The organism is Devosia sp. A449 (genome assembly GCF_054489375.1).
Genome location: NZ_JBTMWU010000005.1, coordinates 31385 through 47031 on the forward strand (window position 1 = coordinate 31385; position 15647 = coordinate 47031).

General features: G+C 60.7%; 15 protein-coding genes and 1 pseudogene. 11 read left to right on the forward strand and 5 right to left on the reverse strand.

All coding sequences use genetic code 11. The features are described from left to right. Positions 1 to 45: 45 nt before the first annotated feature. Entirely contained in the window at positions 46 to 198 is a 153-nt protein-coding gene (locus tag ACX3OW_RS14270; RefSeq protein ID WP_459096461.1) for a hypothetical protein, read from the reverse strand. 323 nt (positions 199 to 521) lie between these two features. Between ACX3OW_RS14270 and ACX3OW_RS14275 the strand changes: the two genes are divergently transcribed. The 8 genes from ACX3OW_RS14275 to acnA all read left to right on the forward strand — a co-directional run bounded on the left by ACX3OW_RS14275 (position 522) and on the right by acnA (position 8516). Then, positions 522 to 1046 (forward strand): NIPSNAP family protein, encoded by a 525-nt coding sequence (locus tag ACX3OW_RS14275; RefSeq protein WP_459096462.1) that lies wholly within the window; start codon positions 522 to 524, stop codon positions 1044 to 1046. Between the two features lies 1 nt (position 1047). Next, positions 1048 to 1539 carry a hypothetical protein gene (locus ACX3OW_RS14280; protein ID WP_459096463.1) on the forward strand — a complete coding sequence of 164 codons (492 nt, stop codon included), beginning with the start codon at positions 1048 to 1050 and terminating at the stop codon, positions 1537 to 1539. Between the two features lie 29 nt (positions 1540 to 1568). Then, positions 1569 to 2540, forward strand: coding sequence for a Bug family tripartite tricarboxylate transporter substrate binding protein (locus ACX3OW_RS14285; RefSeq protein ID WP_459096464.1), 972 nt, complete (start codon positions 1569 to 1571; stop codon positions 2538 to 2540). Between the two features lie 258 nt (positions 2541 to 2798). Continuing rightward, positions 2799 to 3566: an enoyl-CoA hydratase/isomerase family protein gene (locus ACX3OW_RS14290; protein ID WP_459096465.1), complete on the forward strand. Its 768-nt coding sequence runs from the start codon at positions 2799 to 2801 to the stop codon at positions 3564 to 3566. Beyond that, positions 3563 to 3994 carry an acyl-CoA thioesterase gene (locus tag ACX3OW_RS14295; protein ID WP_459096466.1) on the forward strand — a complete coding sequence of 144 codons (432 nt, stop codon included), beginning with the start codon at positions 3563 to 3565 and terminating at the stop codon, positions 3992 to 3994. Before ACX3OW_RS14290 ends, ACX3OW_RS14295 begins: the two co-directional genes overlap by 4 nt. Positions 3995 to 3998: 4 nt before the next feature. Further along, entirely contained in the window at positions 3999 to 4829 is an 831-nt protein-coding gene (locus ACX3OW_RS14300; RefSeq protein WP_459096467.1) for a citryl-CoA lyase, read from the forward strand. After that, on the forward strand, positions 4822 to 6048 hold the full coding sequence (locus ACX3OW_RS14305) for a CaiB/BaiF CoA transferase family protein (RefSeq protein WP_459096468.1): 1227 nt from the start codon (positions 4822 to 4824) through the stop codon (positions 6046 to 6048). The genes ACX3OW_RS14300 and ACX3OW_RS14305 overlap by 8 nt, the downstream gene beginning before the upstream one ends. Continuing rightward, positions 6045 to 8516 (forward strand): aconitate hydratase AcnA, encoded by a 2472-nt coding sequence (gene acnA, locus ACX3OW_RS14310; protein WP_459096469.1) that lies wholly within the window; start codon positions 6045 to 6047, stop codon positions 8514 to 8516. The genes ACX3OW_RS14305 and acnA overlap by 4 nt, the downstream gene beginning before the upstream one ends. A gap of 927 nt (positions 8517 to 9443) precedes the next feature. On the opposite strand, the gene ACX3OW_RS14315 is transcribed toward acnA, so the two are convergent. The 3 genes from ACX3OW_RS14315 to ACX3OW_RS14325 form a co-directional block, all read right to left on the reverse strand. Next, positions 9444 to 10385 carry a tyrosine-type recombinase/integrase gene (locus tag ACX3OW_RS14315; RefSeq protein WP_459096470.1) on the reverse strand — a complete coding sequence of 314 codons (942 nt, stop codon included), beginning with the start codon at positions 10383 to 10385 and terminating at the stop codon, positions 9444 to 9446. Between the two features lie 185 nt (positions 10386 to 10570). Beyond that, positions 10571 to 10813, reverse strand: coding sequence for a hypothetical protein (locus tag ACX3OW_RS14320; RefSeq protein WP_459096471.1), 243 nt, complete (start codon positions 10811 to 10813; stop codon positions 10571 to 10573). A gap of 17 nt (positions 10814 to 10830) precedes the next feature. Next, positions 10831 to 11208 carry a helix-turn-helix domain-containing protein gene (locus ACX3OW_RS14325; RefSeq protein WP_459096472.1) on the reverse strand — a complete coding sequence of 126 codons (378 nt, stop codon included), beginning with the start codon at positions 11206 to 11208 and terminating at the stop codon, positions 10831 to 10833. Positions 11209 to 11297: 89 nt separating this feature from the next. Here ACX3OW_RS14325 and ACX3OW_RS14330 point away from each other — a divergent pair, with 89 nt between their 5' ends. Then, a complete protein-coding gene (locus ACX3OW_RS14330; RefSeq protein WP_459096473.1) occupies positions 11298 to 11864 on the forward strand; it encodes a hypothetical protein in 567 nt (188 codons plus the stop codon). A gap of 313 nt (positions 11865 to 12177) precedes the next feature. Beyond that, a pseudogene (locus ACX3OW_RS14335) lies at positions 12178 to 12360 on the forward strand (response regulator transcription factor); the annotation flags it as partial. A 340-nt stretch (positions 12361 to 12700) separates the two neighbouring features. Here the strand turns inward: ACX3OW_RS14335 and hemA are convergent. Further along, positions 12701 to 13981, reverse strand: coding sequence for a 5-aminolevulinate synthase (gene hemA, locus ACX3OW_RS14340; RefSeq protein ID WP_459096474.1), 1281 nt, complete (start codon positions 13979 to 13981; stop codon positions 12701 to 12703). Positions 13982 to 14319: 338 nt separating this feature from the next. On the opposite strand from hemA, the gene ACX3OW_RS14345 reads away from it, so the two are divergent. Next, the gene (locus tag ACX3OW_RS14345; RefSeq protein WP_459096475.1) at positions 14320 to 15618 is read left to right on the forward strand and encodes a hypothetical protein; all 1299 of its coding nucleotides are present in this window, start codon (positions 14320 to 14322) and stop codon (positions 15616 to 15618) included. Positions 15619 to 15647: the final 29 nt, after the last annotated feature.

Here is a 15647-nt window from a genome sequence, read left to right on the forward strand (position 1 = left end):
CGTTATCGTCCGGAAAGCAGTCCGCCGCGTTGCCAGCACGACACCTCAAAGGGGGTGTCGAGGCGGCAGCGGGGGGATCTGCACGCTCTCGCCCTGATACGTGAGCGTGATGGAGAGTTCCATGCCGGGCATGATGTCCTGCGCCGGCACTTCGATCGGCACCAGGGTTTGCGGAGCTATCTGTACGTCAGAAGACATTTCCACCGGAAAGCCCCCAACCAGGGCCAGGTTGGATCGGTGGATACGCTCGAACGCTCAAGCAAGCACTGCCTTGACGCCAAGCGCGCAACATTTCCTCCTTTGCCGCGCCTCAGAACTGCATTCTATTAGTCGACGGTGTCAATTCTAGCGAAATGCTGCCTGCCGGACCAAATGGGCGCACTACCCAAAATTCCGTGCAATCCACTGTTGTAGCTAGCTTATTTAGGGCGGCGCACCGATTCGAATCCAATTCGGGCTTGACGCAGCAGAGGGGCTGACATTAGAAATACATTCTGTTTGTCAGAATGTATTTCTAAGATATGTATCGACTGGCCGAATTCGTTGATGCTGCCGACGCCAGTGCCTATGCGCGGCAGGCAGGCTCGGACCTCATTGGGGCATGGACCATCGTTATGGGCGGTCCCCGCCGAGGGCTCGTCCTTCACGGCACCAGCTCCACGCTGGAGCCAGCGGACAATGCCGTCGATTTCGAACTGCTACCTGACCTTGATGGCCTTGCTAGCGCCCGGAAGATTGACGCGCCCCTCTTCGAAATTCGTCGATATGTCCTGCAGTCGCCCGAATCGCTGGTCGCAGCGCGCGAAGGCTGGCGCCAGAACCTGCCTCATAGGCTGGCGATCAAGCCGATAACCGGCGTCTTCAGCTCAACCGGCATCGATCCGATCCAGCTGCTGCACATCTACCCCTACGAAAGCCTCGCCGAGCGCACCGACATCCGGCGCCAGGCCGTTGCAACCGGACACTGGCCGCCGGCAGGCGGCAGCGGACGCAATCGCACCATGCACGCCGAACTCGCCGTGCCCCTCGCGATCTCAGGGGCCTGAAATGACTATCGAAGTCTGCCAGACTTGGCTCGATTTTGCACCGGGCAAATCCGCTGCCGCAGCAGCTCGCATCAAGGCCCTCATTGCTGAGGCCGGCTACGAAGCCACCCTGATGCTCCAGTGTGAGATCGGCATGGTTAATGCCATCCTCGTGCTTACGACAGGCGGAACGGCACAGCCGTTCGCGCTGATCGAGGCCGATACCGAAACGGCCCAGAGTATTCGCTGCAGCGGGACAGAATCCGTGGCCCTGAATGCGACCACGTTCGAGGCGCTCACCAGTCACTTCGCCACCAAGAAATACGCGCTCATCGCTCCGGCAGGCCTCGATACGCAAGGCCTCGCTGCGATCCCCCTGATGGAGCCGCCCGCAGCAATGCCGATCGGCTCGCAGGTGATCATCGTCGAGGGCGCCGATGAAGCGGTCGCCCTGGCGATCAGCCGACCAACAAAACCAGGCCAGCTGGCGCCCAGTTTGGCCAAGGCCATCTAGTTCACCCAAGAATGAGCAAGGGAGGAATCATGCTCAAGCCCCTAACCACTCTCCTGGCGGCAGCGACCATGCTGACCGCAGCCGGCACGGCCATCGCCCAGGAAAACTATCCGGAAAAGACCGTCAGCATCCTGGTGCCAGCAGCCCCCGGCGGCGGTACCGACTTTATGGCCCGCCTCATCGCCAACAAGCTCGGCCAGGCGCTTGGCCAGTCCTTCATTGTCGAGAACCGCGAAGGCGCAAACGGCAATCTCGCCATGCGCGAAGTGGCGCGTTCCGAGGCCGATGGCTACACTATGATCTTTGCCTCGACCGGCACGATCGCGACCAACCCGTTCCTCTACAAGGATGTCGGTTTCGACCCTAAGGCGGATTTTGCGCCCATCACCATGCCGGTGCGCTTCTTCCAGGTGCTCGCCGTCAATCCGGAAACCGGTCTCAAGACGCTTCCCGAGCTCATCGCCTATGCCAAGGAGCATCCAGGCGAGGTGACTATCGGCAATGGCGGTCTAGGTGGCACGTCGCACCTCGCGACCGAACTGCTGCAGCAATATGCCGAGATCGAAACCACCATCGTCCCCTATCGCGGTACCTCGCCGGCGATCACGGCGGTGCTTTCAGGCGAACTGGCCGCCTCGTTCACCGGCCTGCCGGCTGGCGCTCCGCACTTCGAAAGCGGCGCCCTGATCCCGATGGCCATGACTTCCGCAGAGGCATCGCCGATGCTCGAAGGCGTTCCGGCCGTTGCCGAGACCTTGCCCGGCTATGAAATGGATGCCTGGTTCGCCCTGTTTGCTCCCGATGGGACGCCCGAAGACCGAATCCAGCTGCTCGCCGATACAGTCGACGAAATCCTTGCCGACCCCGAGGTCGTCAAGCATCTCCAGACCCAGGCCTATGAGATCGTTGGCGGCGGCCCGGAAGTGCTGACCAAGGCTCTCGATGCCGACCTCGCTCGTTACGAGCAGCTTGTTCGCGACGCAAACATTTCGATAGAATAAAGCAAATGGGCGCCGCTGATACCGGCGATGCCTTTGGCAAATGGGTGTCCGCAGTAGCGGGCACTCGGTCCAAACACCTGCATTCACCAGATCTGCAACGCCCGTCCGATCCGTGCTCGGGCGGGCCTTTCGTCGTTGATTCTCAAGATGAAATCTGACTTAGCGCGCGATCAATACCACAGAAAGCACGGCCACCGCGCTTGACACATTCTTCCACGCAGAATAAAGTTCCACTAAGAAGAACTGCGAGGAATTTCGATGGCTTGCCTTCTCGTCGAGGACATTGATGGTGTGCGGATACTCACGCTCAACCGTCCGGAGCAACTCAATGCAATGGACAGCGAGCTCTATGCGCATCTGACGGCGGCGCTCAAGGCGGCCGATAAGGATCAAACGGTCAAGGTGGTCCTGATTCGTGGTGCCGGTACCAGCTTCTGCACCGGTGCCGACACCAAGGAATTCGCTAAGCTCACCAGCGACAAGGCCGATCTCGTCGCTCATCGCGCCAACCTCACCTATGAACTACACCACAGCATTCCGCACATGGAAAAGGTCGTCATCGCCGCTGTGCAGGGTTATGCCGTTGGTGGCGGCTGCGGCCTTGCTACGGCCTGTGACATCGCCATCGCTCACAAGGAAGCCAAGCTCGGCTATCCCGAAATCAAGCACGGACTCGTTCCGGCGGTCGTGATGGCCAACCTCACCAAGCAGGTAGGGCGCAAGCGGGCTTTCGAGATGGTCTCAACCGGCAAGCTGATCGATGCAGACACGGCTGCCTCGATCGGCCTCATCACTCGCGTGGCGTCCGGTGATGTCTTCGAGGAAGCGCACGAATGTGCGCGTCTCCTCGCCGGTCGCGTGCCCGAAGCTCTCGCCGCGACCAAGCGCCTCTTCCAGGCCGTGGGCGACATGCCGCTCGCAGATGGCCTCCTGCGCGGCCGCCAGGCCAATGAAGAAATGCGCGCCTATCGCGAGAAGGCCGTTCGCGAATATGGCCTTGCTGTCAAGGAAAGCCGTAGCGAGTGAGCAACCTGGATCTCACCACGTTCGAGTGGACCGAAGACGCCGTCCGAGTGTCCGACATCGATTTTCAGAAACATGTGCACAACGCGGTGTTCGGTGTGTTCTTTGCCAATGGTCGATACGAGTTCCTCGCAAAGCACGTTCGGCCTTTTCTCCCGCACGACAGCCTCACCGTCGTTGCCCGCACCGAGATCGATTTCCACGCATCGCTCTCCCATGGGGAAGGCATCAGGACGGGCACCCGCGCGATGCGGATTGGACGAACCTCGCTCCGGCTGCACCAGGTCATTTTCCAGGGACAGACACATGCAGCATCGGCGGAGACGGTAATGGTGCATGTGACACCTGGTGGGGCGACGCCGTGGCCCGAGGCGTTGTCCCAACCTGGCAGTAGCCTCAATCAAACACTGAACTTCCATTCCGGGATCTGACTAAATGAGCAGTTCTGCCGATAGCCAGAATATCGACGCCGCATCCGCATGGTGGCGCACCAGCATCATCGAAATCCAGCCTGGCGTGATCAATCTGCGGGGCCAGCCGGTGCAATCGCTGATCGGCAAGGTCTCATTCACTGCCATGATCTGGCTGATGACGCGGGCCGGCATGCCGACGCCCACCCAGGAGCGGCTGCTCGAAGGCGCGCTGGTGGCGTCCGTCGATCACGGTCCGCACGCGCCCTCCATCGCGATTGCGCGTATGAGCGCGACCTGCGGGGTCGGTGTCAATAATGCCATGGCGTCGGCAATCAATGCCCTGGGGGATGTTCATGGCGGTGCAGGCCAGCAATGTCTGGCCCTTTATAGCCAGATCGCCGATGCGCCCGATGTCGAGGCTGCTGCTCAGGCGCTCGTTGCCGACCATGTAGACCAGCGCAAGCATATCCCCGGCTTCGGGCACCGCTTCCACCCCATCGACCCGCGCGCTGAACCACTGATGTCGCTTGTGCGGGAAGCCACTTCGGCGGGCGAGGGCGGGGGCAAATATCTCCGCGCCGGCCTTGCCATCGAGGAAGCGCTCAAATCCGCCAAAGGACGCCGCGTGCCGATGAATATCGATGGCGCGACCGCTGTCATCTTCGGCGAACTCGGGTTTTCTGCCGAAGAAGCACGCGGCCTTTTCATTCTCTCGCGGTCGGTTGGCATTCTCGCCCACACGGTTGAGCAGATGCAGCAGGGACAACGCATCAAGGGCCCGATGCCGCCAACCATTCCTTACCTTTTTGCAGGACCGGATGGCGACAAGAAGGTGGGGGCCGCTGATGACTGACGGACCTCTCAAGGGCATTCGCGTCCTCGATTTCGGCCACACCGTCATGGGTCCGTGCTGCGGCATGATCCTGGCTGATCTCGGGGCCGAGGTGCTCAAGATCGAACCGGCCCCCGGTGGAGATCCGACGCGGCACCTCAAGGGCTTTGGCACTGGCTATTTCGGCTTCTTCAACCGCAACAAACATAGCCTCGCGGTCGATCTCAAGACGACCGAGGGCAATGCGCTCATCAAGAAGCTCGTGGCGGAAGCCGATGTGGTGATCGAGAATTTCGGTCCCGGCACTATGGATCGCCTCGGCATTGGTTATAAGACGCTCAGCGCGATCAATCCGCGACTGGTCTTTGCCTCGCTCAAGGGCTTTTTCGACGGCCCCTATGGCAGCCGCCTAGCGCTTGACGAAATCGTGCAGATGATGTCGGGCCTTGCCTATATGACCGGGCCGAAGGGCATGCCGCTGCGCGCCGGCTCTTCGGTCATCGACATCGTCGGCGGCATGTTTGCCGTTATTGGCATCCAGGCTGCCCTGCGACAGCGTGACATTACGGGCAAGGGCCAGCTCGTCGGCTCCTCGCTCTATGAGTCCGCAGTCTTCCTCATGGGCCAGCATCTTTGCTATGCCGACCAGATCGACGACCCGGTTCCGCCCATGCCGAACCGCGTTTCCGCCTGGGCCGTCTATGACATCTTCCCGCTCCGGGATGAGGAGCGATTATTCGTCGGCATTACCAGCGACGCCCACTGGCAGCGGTTCACGACCGAGGCCGGACTGTCAGAGCTAGCAGCCGATCCGGAGCTTCTAACCAACAATCAGCGCATCGTCGTTCGGCCTCAGCTCATGACCGAGCTGCGTACATTCTTTGCTGGTCTCGACCTCGCCGAGGCCACCGACCTTTGCGAGCGCTCCCGTATTCCCTTCGCAGAAATTCGCCGACCCGAACAGCTTTTCGAAGATCCACATCTGGCCGCCACCGATGGCCTGATGACCGTCGCCCTGCCCGATGGCACCAATGTCCGGCTTCCTGCACTGCCCATCGCCATGGAAGGGGTGACCAAGACCGCAACCAATCCGCCCCCGGCAGGCGATCGGACCTGGCAGGTTCTGACCGAACTGGGGCTCAGCATCGACGAGATCAAGGGCCTGATCGAAAAAAACATCGTTCTCGCTGTGCCAGGTTCCGAACCGGCATCCATTAGTGGCGTCGCGATCGAGCAATGAGCGCGCCCTCTTTCGTTCACGAGGTGATGGAGGACGGGGTAGCATTCAAGGAGATCGCACTCGATCGCCTTGTTGCCTCCGCGCCTGAGCTGGCAGATGCGCCCATTGCCCAGCTCATCATGCTCGAAAGCGTCATTCGCCGTCTCGCAATGACCGCTGTCCCGGCCTGGGGCGAGGTCGTGCAATACTATCCGCATCGCGTCCTCATGCAGGACTATGCCGGAACGCCAACCCTGCTCGATATTGCTGGCCTCCGCCATCGCCATGTCAAGGCAGGCGGCAAGGCCGAGGATATCAAGCTCGCGCGCCCAACACATCTCGTCATCGACCATTCCGTGGTCAACACCGCGACCGGGCAGGGCTCGGAAAGGGTCAATCTCGACCAGGAATATCGCGACAACGAAGAGCGCTTCGTTTTTCTGCGCTGGGCGGAACAGGCTTTTGAAAACCTCGAAGTCGTTCCTTCGGGCGGCGGGATCGTCCACCAGGTCAATCTCGAACAATGGTGCGAGCCGGTTCGCGCGGAAGCTGGCTGGATGCATCCGGACAGTCTCGTCGGCACTGACAGCCATTCCACGATGGCGGGCGGAATCGGGATACTCGCCTGGGGCGTCGGCGGCATTGAGGCCATGTCCGTTCTGCTCGATCAGCCGGTCGAAATGGCGCAGCCCGAATTTGTCGGGCTCGAGCTTGTCGGCGCGCCGCCTCCCGGCGTCATGGCGACTGATATCGCCTTGCGTCTCACAGCTTTTTTGCGATCTCACGGGGTTGTCGGCTCGATCGTCGAATGTTTCGGACCGGGCGCCGCCGCGCTTACCGTGGCCGACCGCGCAACCGTATCGAACATGGCGCCGGAATATGGAGCAACAGCAACGCTGTTCCCGCCCGATGAGATCGCGTGTGCCTATCTCGCGAGTGTAGGCAAGATCGCCGCCGCAGAGCGCCTCTCGGCCTATCTCGGTCGCCACAAAGTCTTGCAGCCGCGTCAGCGCCGTTATAACCGGGTTCTCACCTTTGATCTGGCGCTGGTCGTCCCCACCGTTTCAGGTCCGAGCCTGCCGCATCAGGTGCAGACGCTCGATCAGGTCAAGACCGCCTTCGAGGACGCCCCCCGAGGCGAGGCGCTCTCGAGCGGCGATGTGGTGATCGCCGCCATTACGAGCTGCACAAATACGGCAAACCCCGCCGCCATGGTCGCTGCCGGCCTTGTTGCCCGCAAGGCCGTGGAGCTCGGCCTCGAAGTCCCTACCCACGTCCGCACCAGTCTCTCGCCCGGCTCCAGGCAGGTCATCGCATATCTCGAACAGCTCGGTCTCCTCGAGCCCCTCCAGAAGCTCGGATTCTGGGTGACCGGCGTCGGCTGCATGACTTGCGTCGGCAATTCGGGCAATCTGGTCCGAGGCCTAGCTGAGCAAATTACCGAAGCCTCGCTCAATGTGGCGGCCGTCCTCTCCGGCAATCGCAATTTCCAGGCGCGCATTCACCCGGCGGTGCAGAGCAATTTTCTTGCCTCACCACCGCTCGTTGTTGCCCTCGCCATCGCGGGTCACCTGCGAATGGATATCGCGAACGATCCGCTCACGCGTGGGCCTGACGGCAGGCCCGTCTACCTTTCGGACCTCTGGCCGCAGGACGCCAAGGTCCAGGCTCTCGTCTCTAGCATCCGCTTCTCCCAAAGCGTCAGCAATCCACATCTTGATCGCTGGGAAGCGCTCGAAACGCCGCAGGGTGACCTTTTCTCCTGGCCTTCGGACAGCACCTATATCTGTCTTCCCGGACTCTTCAGCGACGTGCCAGGCGAACAGATACTTGCACCGGCTCGGCCCCTGCTGGTGCTGGGCGATCTCATTACCACCGACCATATCTCGCCGGTTGGTCGCATCGATCCACAGAGCCCGGCGGGGCGCTATCTCACGGATTGCGCTGTTCCCGTACACGCTTTCGGCACTTACGGCGCGCGCCGCGGCAATCCCGAAGTCATGGCGCGCGGCACCTTTGCCAATCCCCGCCTTGCCCATGCTCTCGGTCAGGGCTGGACCACCCGCCACATTCCCAGCGGAGACAGCGGCGACCTGCACCAGGTCGCCAAGCGCTATCGCGACGAGGGGCAGCCTCTGGTCATCGTTGCCGGCGAAAACTATGGGGTCGGTTCAGCGCGCGATTGGGCCGCTAAGGGCATAAGGGCGCTGGGCGTGAAGGCTGTGCTTGCGCGGTCATTCGAGCGCATTCACCGCTCCAACCTGGCTCTGGTCGGCGTCCTTCCAGTCGAGCTGCCCGACAATGCCTCAGTCACGCCAGAAACGCTGGTATCGATCGACATGCCTTCAAGCAAGATAGACCCGGGCATCAACCTTCTCATTACGCTGACCACACATGGTGAGAGCGTTGTCGTCCGCGGCCGCTGCCGCCTCGACACACCTTTTGAAGTATCGTGCTGGCGGCGGGGCGGGCTGCTCTCGGGCAAATGAGGAAAGTGGAGGTCCGCCGCATGCTGGCCTTGGCAGCCTTGTGGGTTGGCGTCAGCGGCATGCTCTCGACAATCGCGACATAACGTGGACGCTTGATCGAGGCCAGCTTGCCCTCGCACCATGCGAGGATTTCCTGCGGCTCCAGGCTCCAGGCTCCAGGCTCCAGGCTCCAGGCTCCAGGCTCCAGGCTCCAGGCTTGCACTTGGCTTTGGCACCACAGCCATGAGAATGTCTTGGTCGCCAAAGGGCGAGTCAACGCCGATCGCGGCCCCGAGCCGCGCAGACGGTACTGGGCGAGCACCTGATCGAGCTCGGTCCCCGAAATGTTCTCGCCACGGCGCCGGATAATGTCCTTGAGGCGTGAGAGGAAATAGAAGCACCTGTGCCGTCGCGGCGCACCTGCACCAGATCGCCCGTACGGAACCACTCGCCCTGCTAGCATTCCGCGGTCTGTTCAGGATGCGGAAATAGCCTTTGAGGGCAATAGGCATGCTGACCTGCAGTTCGCCCGGCTCACCATCGGCAACCAAATTGCCCATCGCCGTCCACCACCCGGCAGCAGGCTCATCGGCCCGCCGGATCAGGATGAATGGAAAGCTGCCCCATGCTGCCAGCAGGTGCCTCCCCGTCATAGGGTGTGTTGAGGACGCCAGGGATTTCGGTCATCGTATAGCCACCAACGAGGTGGAGAATATCCGAGCTACCTTCGCTGCTCTTGTCGGGTCCGGGACAAGTCCCATGCGATCCACCTCAATACTCAGCAGATAGGACGCTACCGCTTTGGGCGATGCTCCAGACAGGATAAGGCGTTGTATGCCTAGAGAGTAGGAATCATATTCGTCGTCAAACCCACCCCTGACCACCGTGCCGAGTGGGTCCCATGTCCGGGCGAGTACCTGACATACGCGCCTGTTCAGTCCAGGGACGTCATTCAAACCGTATTCTCTCGACTTCGGCTACGGCGATTGCATCATGCCGGCGGTCGTATAATTGGGTCGTCCGTGTGGAGCTATGGTTGGCCATCTTTGCAGCGAGCTCTAGCGAGCCCTTGTTTGATAGATACGTGGTAATCCCGGTGGCTCGAAAAGAATGGCTGGTGATGTGGCTGTCAAGCCCAGCAGCCCGCGCGTGTACCTGCACTCGCTGATAGAAATTCGCCGGCAGCAGCCTTTTCAGGGTGAGTTGGGCTGATCTGTCTATGGAGCGGAAAAGGTATGCTTGATCGGGTTCCATCTGGCAGTCGTTAAGATAGGCGCGCAATGTATCTTCAAGCTCATGATGGCAGGGCATCTCGTGCGCTTTGCCCCCCTTTTCCATGAGCCTTACCCACATACGGTGCTGTCTCAGCAGTACGTCGCTTTTCCTCATCGTCAACGCTGCCCCAACGCGCACGAACGTATAGAGCATCAGGCTTATTAGAGCTTTGTCTCGACGGCCGATAACGGTGGAGTCATCGATCGCGGTCAGGAGTGACCTCGCCTGGGTCGCACTCATCACTGGCGTTTTGCCTGTCTGGATACTGTATCTCGGGCTCCGCACGGACTTGGCGGGATTTGTAAGAATGACGTGCTTAACGACGAACCAGTCGAACAACATCGTTACCGCCGTGAGTTTTAGCTTCACTGTGGGAATGGCGTAGCTTTCCCGCATGGTCTCAACCCAAGCTGCCACGTGAATGGGTTTCACATCGCGTAGCTCGTGGACGCCCGTTCCTTCCAACCATCTAAAAAAACTTCGGACCGCCTGATGGTAGGCAGTCCGTGTGTTTTTGTTGCTAAGTTGGGTCGTAAAGAACTCCAGCATCTGATCGAAAGCGTCAGTTCCGGAGTTTGCCACCAGAGAGAGATCTGGCGGCGCTTCTATTCGCATAAGGCCTAGTTCCATTTATACCAGCCATCGTTGTCACTGGTATAATATAACGTACTTTATATATCGCCGAATAGGTGGATTCCATGCTGGCCCGATCTTGTTTCCATCCGGCCGATAGGCTTCGGAGGCGCGGTGAGTGGGGTGCGAAGCTCCCCCTCACCTATGCGAACGCGAGCCCGGTGTGGTTAGTCACCAAAATCCAAGGTATTTCGAGTGCGGTTGATTTCCGCCTTCAGATCGGCCTCGAAGCTTTCCGCGCCTTTCCCTTGGAATTGGATTGAATGGGTCGAGGGCCAGTAGCGAAGCAATTCACCACCTGTGCCCCTGAACACTTTTGGGTCAATTTCCTCATCCCATTCACCTACGCGTCCAGCAAAGGTGACGGCCTGCTTTAGGCCATCTAGAGAGCCAGTCCATTTCAATGCCATCATAACCTCGCGGCCGATTAGTCCCGGCTCAGTTTTTCGACCATTTCCAAGATTGCCGACGCCTGTCCGGGTTTGAGCTTAAGAAGCGCCTTCTGAAGCTTGTATAGCCTGGTGTCTATTGCCTGCTGACCCGCGCCGTCTGAGGGCCATCCCACCAGATCACTTGGTGAAACGTCCAAGGCCTCGCAGAGCGCCATTAGCGCGCCGAACGTGGGTAAGTTTACCCCCTGCTCAAACTTACTGATCGTAACAGGCGAGAGGCCCGCAGCAGCACCGAGCCCGCTCTGCGTTAAACCCAACTTGGCCTCACGCAGCGCCTTCAAGCGCTCTTTGAAAATGGTTGGATAGTCGGCTCGTTGGCTCATGGACAATGAGGTGTCCCAGACGCGCAACAATGAAAATATCCAACAATACCATTTATCAGATCAGATGATACCGTTATACCAAATACGTCGCAGCGGAAGGTCCGCAAGGGGGTATTTGTATGAGCAGAATATATCGAGCTTTGAAGGTAATCGGGGCAACCCTTGGAGGGTTTTTGATTGGTGCGGTAGCCTTACCATTTGGCCATTCCGAACTTGCTTTGATGCTGGGGCTCGCGGCTGGACTGGCGGTCTTCTTTTGGACAAGAAAACGCAAATCAACCCAAGGAGCTACTGGAATTGCCGAAGCCGGATCGCCAATCTTATCGCCAGCTGAGCAAATTCGCCGTGGCAAGTTCAGGCTGTGGGGGTCGGCACTCGCTTTTGCCGCAATAATCGCTGGTGGTATTTTTTGGGCATACGCGAGTGACCAAAATGACCGGATCGCACGCATGAAGTCCAATGTTGCCTCTGAGACCCAAGAAATGCTTGGACCGAATTTCCAGGTTGAGTCCGTCAGCCTCCCAAACGGCATTCAGAGCCATGAAACAATCGCCGGTGTTGTTTTCACCATTCTTGCAGACGGGCAGCGTGACAGTTTGACCATGGTGCTGACCGGTAACTGCGCAGATGTTTGTCGCATTCGGATGGACCCGGTTGACGCCCTGAGATTGGCTCCGTTGCGCTAGCTCCTAGAGGCGCTGACGACGGTTGCCGCTTGTTACCTACTAGCGGCGACCTCGCCAACGAGGCCTGTCAGTGACGCTGCTACGGTCTCAGTGCATTTAACCTCAACCGTATTTAATACCATATACTATTATGCTGGCCGACGCGCCGCAGGTCGAGGCGGCGGTGACGGCGATGAAGCTGGGGGCGTCCGACGTCATCTCCAAGCCGATCGATACCGAGCATCTGCTGACCGTCATCCGCGACGCGCTCCGCCGCGACGTGCATCTGGGAGCGATGCAGGGCGGGCGGCGTCCGGTGGAGGTGCGCGGCTTCTCCCAACTCACCCCGCGCGAGCGCGAAGTGCTGCAGCTGATCACCAACGGCCAGTCCAACAAGGAAGCTGGCCGCGAACTGGGCATCTCCCCCCGCACCATCGAAGTGCATCGGGCGCGAGTGATGGAAAAACTGGGCGCCAGGAACACCGCCGATTTGATGCGGATCGTGCTGACGAGCTAGGGCGTTCGCTCGCCGTCAATTCCACACGCCGTCAACACCCGTTCTCCCCACCGTCACCACCCGGCTTGTCCGGGTGGTCCATGGGGGCGCGCATCCATCGCTGGATTGCCGAGACCAGCCCGGCAATGACGAAAGAACGGGGCGTGCGCTCGCCAGTGTGTGTGTTGCGGTACGCCCCACCCACGATGTCACCCCGGCCTTGAGCCGGGGCCCATCCCCCGATCAAGTCGGCACACCCATCTCAGGATGGGTCCCGGCTCAAGGCGGGGGATGACACCGCGTTTGCGATGTTGGAATTGGGCACCGGCCCCAATAATAGCGGGCCGGTTTGCCCGTTCCTTCAGCCGCCGCTGGTCGGCAGCGTCAGATCACCCGAGGTCAGCTTACGCGCCGTGATCTTGGCGTCGGCGGCTTCGCGCGGCAGTTCGAGGCTGGTCCAGACGCTGACCAGCGCGTGGCGCAGGGCGAAGATCATTTCGTCGGTATGCAGCGGCGTCGGCGTGATGCGCAGGCGCTCGGTGCCCTTGGGCACGGTGGGGTAGTTGATCGGCTGCACATAGATATTGTGCTTGTCGAGCAGCATGTCGCTGGCGGCCTTGACGGCGCGGGCATCGCCGACGATCAGCGGCACGATATGGGTTTCGGTGTCCATCACCGGCAGGCCGGCATCGGCCAGGATCGCCTTGGTCAGCCGCGCCTGGCGCTGATGCATGACGCGCTCATGGGTCGAGGTTTTGAGATGCTCGATCGAAGCGTGGGCCGCTGCGCAGAGCGCCGGGGGCAGGGAGGTGGTGAAGATGAATTCGGGCGCATAGGAGCGCACCGCGTCAACGATCGCCTTGTTGGCGGCGATATAGCCGCCCATCGCGCCAAAACCCTTGGCCAGCGTGCCTTCGATGACGTCGATACGATCCATCAGGCCGTCGCGCTCGGCAATGCCGCCGCCGCGCGGGCCATACATGCCCACGGCATGGACTTCATCGATATAGGTCAGCGCGCCGAATTCCTCGGCCAGATCGCAGATTTCCTTGATCGGGGCGATGTCGCCATCCATCGAGTAAACCGATTCAAACACGATCAGCTTGGGCCGCTTGCGGTCAGTGGCGGCGAGCAATTCGCGCAGATGGGCCACATCGTTATGGCGGAAAATCTTCTTCTCCATGCCCGACTGGCGCACGCCCTGGATCATCGAGGCGTGGTTGAGCTGGTCGGAGAAAATCATGCAATCGGGCAGCAGCCGCGCAATGGTGGCGATCGAGGCTTCATTGGAAACAAAGCCCGAGGTGAAGATCAGCGCGGCTTCCTTGCGGTGCAAATCGGCGAGCGAACGCTCCAGCTCGACCAGCGGGCGGTTGGTGCCCGAGATATTACGGGTGCCGCCCGAGCCGACGCCGAGGCGGCCGGCCGTATCCTGCATCGCCGCAATCACCTTGGGGTGCTGGCCCATGCCCAGATAGTCATTGGAGCACCAGATGGTTAGTTCGCGCTGGTTGTCGGCGTCATCACGGTAGATGGCGCGCGGGAACCGGCCGGCAATACGCTCGATATCGGCGAACACGCGATAGCGCTTTTCCGCCCGCAGCGTGTCGACTGCCTCTTCGAATATGCCGCGATAATCCATCGAAAAATCCTTCCGTGCCCCGCTGCTGCCGGGCCGAAAACCCTGCTTCGAGGAGAGCATATCTAGGTTGGCGGCGACCGCATTGACATAGGTCAATTCGCCGCGCGACCTGCTAACGCGTTCAAGCAACAGGTGGCTGCACGAAAACATCAGAGTCATTCTAAGGTGAAGCGACCCATCTGCCAATGCGTCTGTGTCGATTGTCTGGCTGGGTCTGCCAGAGCAGTTCGCCGCGCTATCGGCGCGTTAACGGACGGCGTTGCGCCCAGTTGAAGCCGAACAGCTCCCGGATTACCATCACGTGAAAGCTGCGTGGGTCTCATGAGGGGGTGAGTTCCGTGAAGAGTTTTTCGTCGACCAGCTTTGCTGGTCAGCCGGCCGAGATTCTCGACCTGGCCCAGGCCGCGGTGCGCCGCCATCCGCAGGCCCTGTTCACCGATTTCCAGTGGTTCCTGTTCGAGGGCAAGGACACGGTGTTTTTCACCGCCTTTTCCACCCAGAGCTTCGATCAGGACCGGCTGGGCAATCTGGTGGCCGAAATGGTGGCGCTGGCGCCGCAGCTGACGCATGGCTTTGCCGGCGCGCGCCCCGGCCAACCCTTTCCCAAACATATTCTCGATGCCATCACCACTGTCGAGCTGGTGGATGAACTGGATGGTTATCCCGACCGCTGGCTCGGCAAATCGCTGGATATCTTCGAGCACAAGGATCTGCCGCTATTCCGCGTCATGGCGGCGGTGCGCCGGGGCGGGCCGGATGCGGCGGGGCGGGCGTCGATCATCCAGATCCGCTCCAGCCATGCGCTGCTTGAAGGTTCGGATTCGGCGCTGCTGACCCGCTCGCAATCGGCCAGCCACGGCACCATGTCGGATCGTTCTAATCGGCTGGGTTGGCGCGCCCGCTGCAAGGGGGCGCTGCAGGGTGGGTTCATGGCGGTACTCTATATCGCCATCGCCAGCGTGCTGGCACCGGCGGAACAGCCCTGGGGCTTCCGCACCCTGGCGCTGCAGCGCCACCGACTGCGCCAATTGGCCAACAAGCTCGGCGTGCGGCAGCGCTCCTTGCTGTTTGCGCTGGTGACCCACGCGCTCAATGGCACCGGCGCCGAAAAGGCGATGAGCAAGAAGGTGATCGCCGCCGCCTATACCATGCTCGATACCCGGCGGAACGACGCCGATGACGAGTTTTTCCGGGTGCGGGCGCTGGAAGCCAAATTCACCGTGCTCGAGGATTTCGTCGATTACGTCCACGCCGTCGACGCTACCGTGGCCAGCATCGAGCAGAAGGACATCACCAAATTCCAGGTGATGATGAACGCCATGTTCAAGGCGCTGCGCGGCTTCAACCGCGTGCTGCCCGCGCTGCCGGGCAAACGCTTCTGGCGCTTCAATGGCGGCATCCATGTGGTGCTGACGCTGGTGCCGCCGCACCGCACCTATGGCCCGATGACCCATGGGTTGATCGAGCCGATCTATTGCGGCGCCTGGCACCCGGCCACCAATATCGTCACCTTTTGCCCCGGTCGCGAGCATGTGACGCTGAATTTCTCCATGGAGACCCGGCATCTGGCCAATGTCGACAAGGTGGTGGCGCTGCTCGAGGCGATGGAGGCGCGCGACGTCGCCCCGCGCGGGTAGCGCGAGCCCTCTTCCCGCTCTCCCCCGAG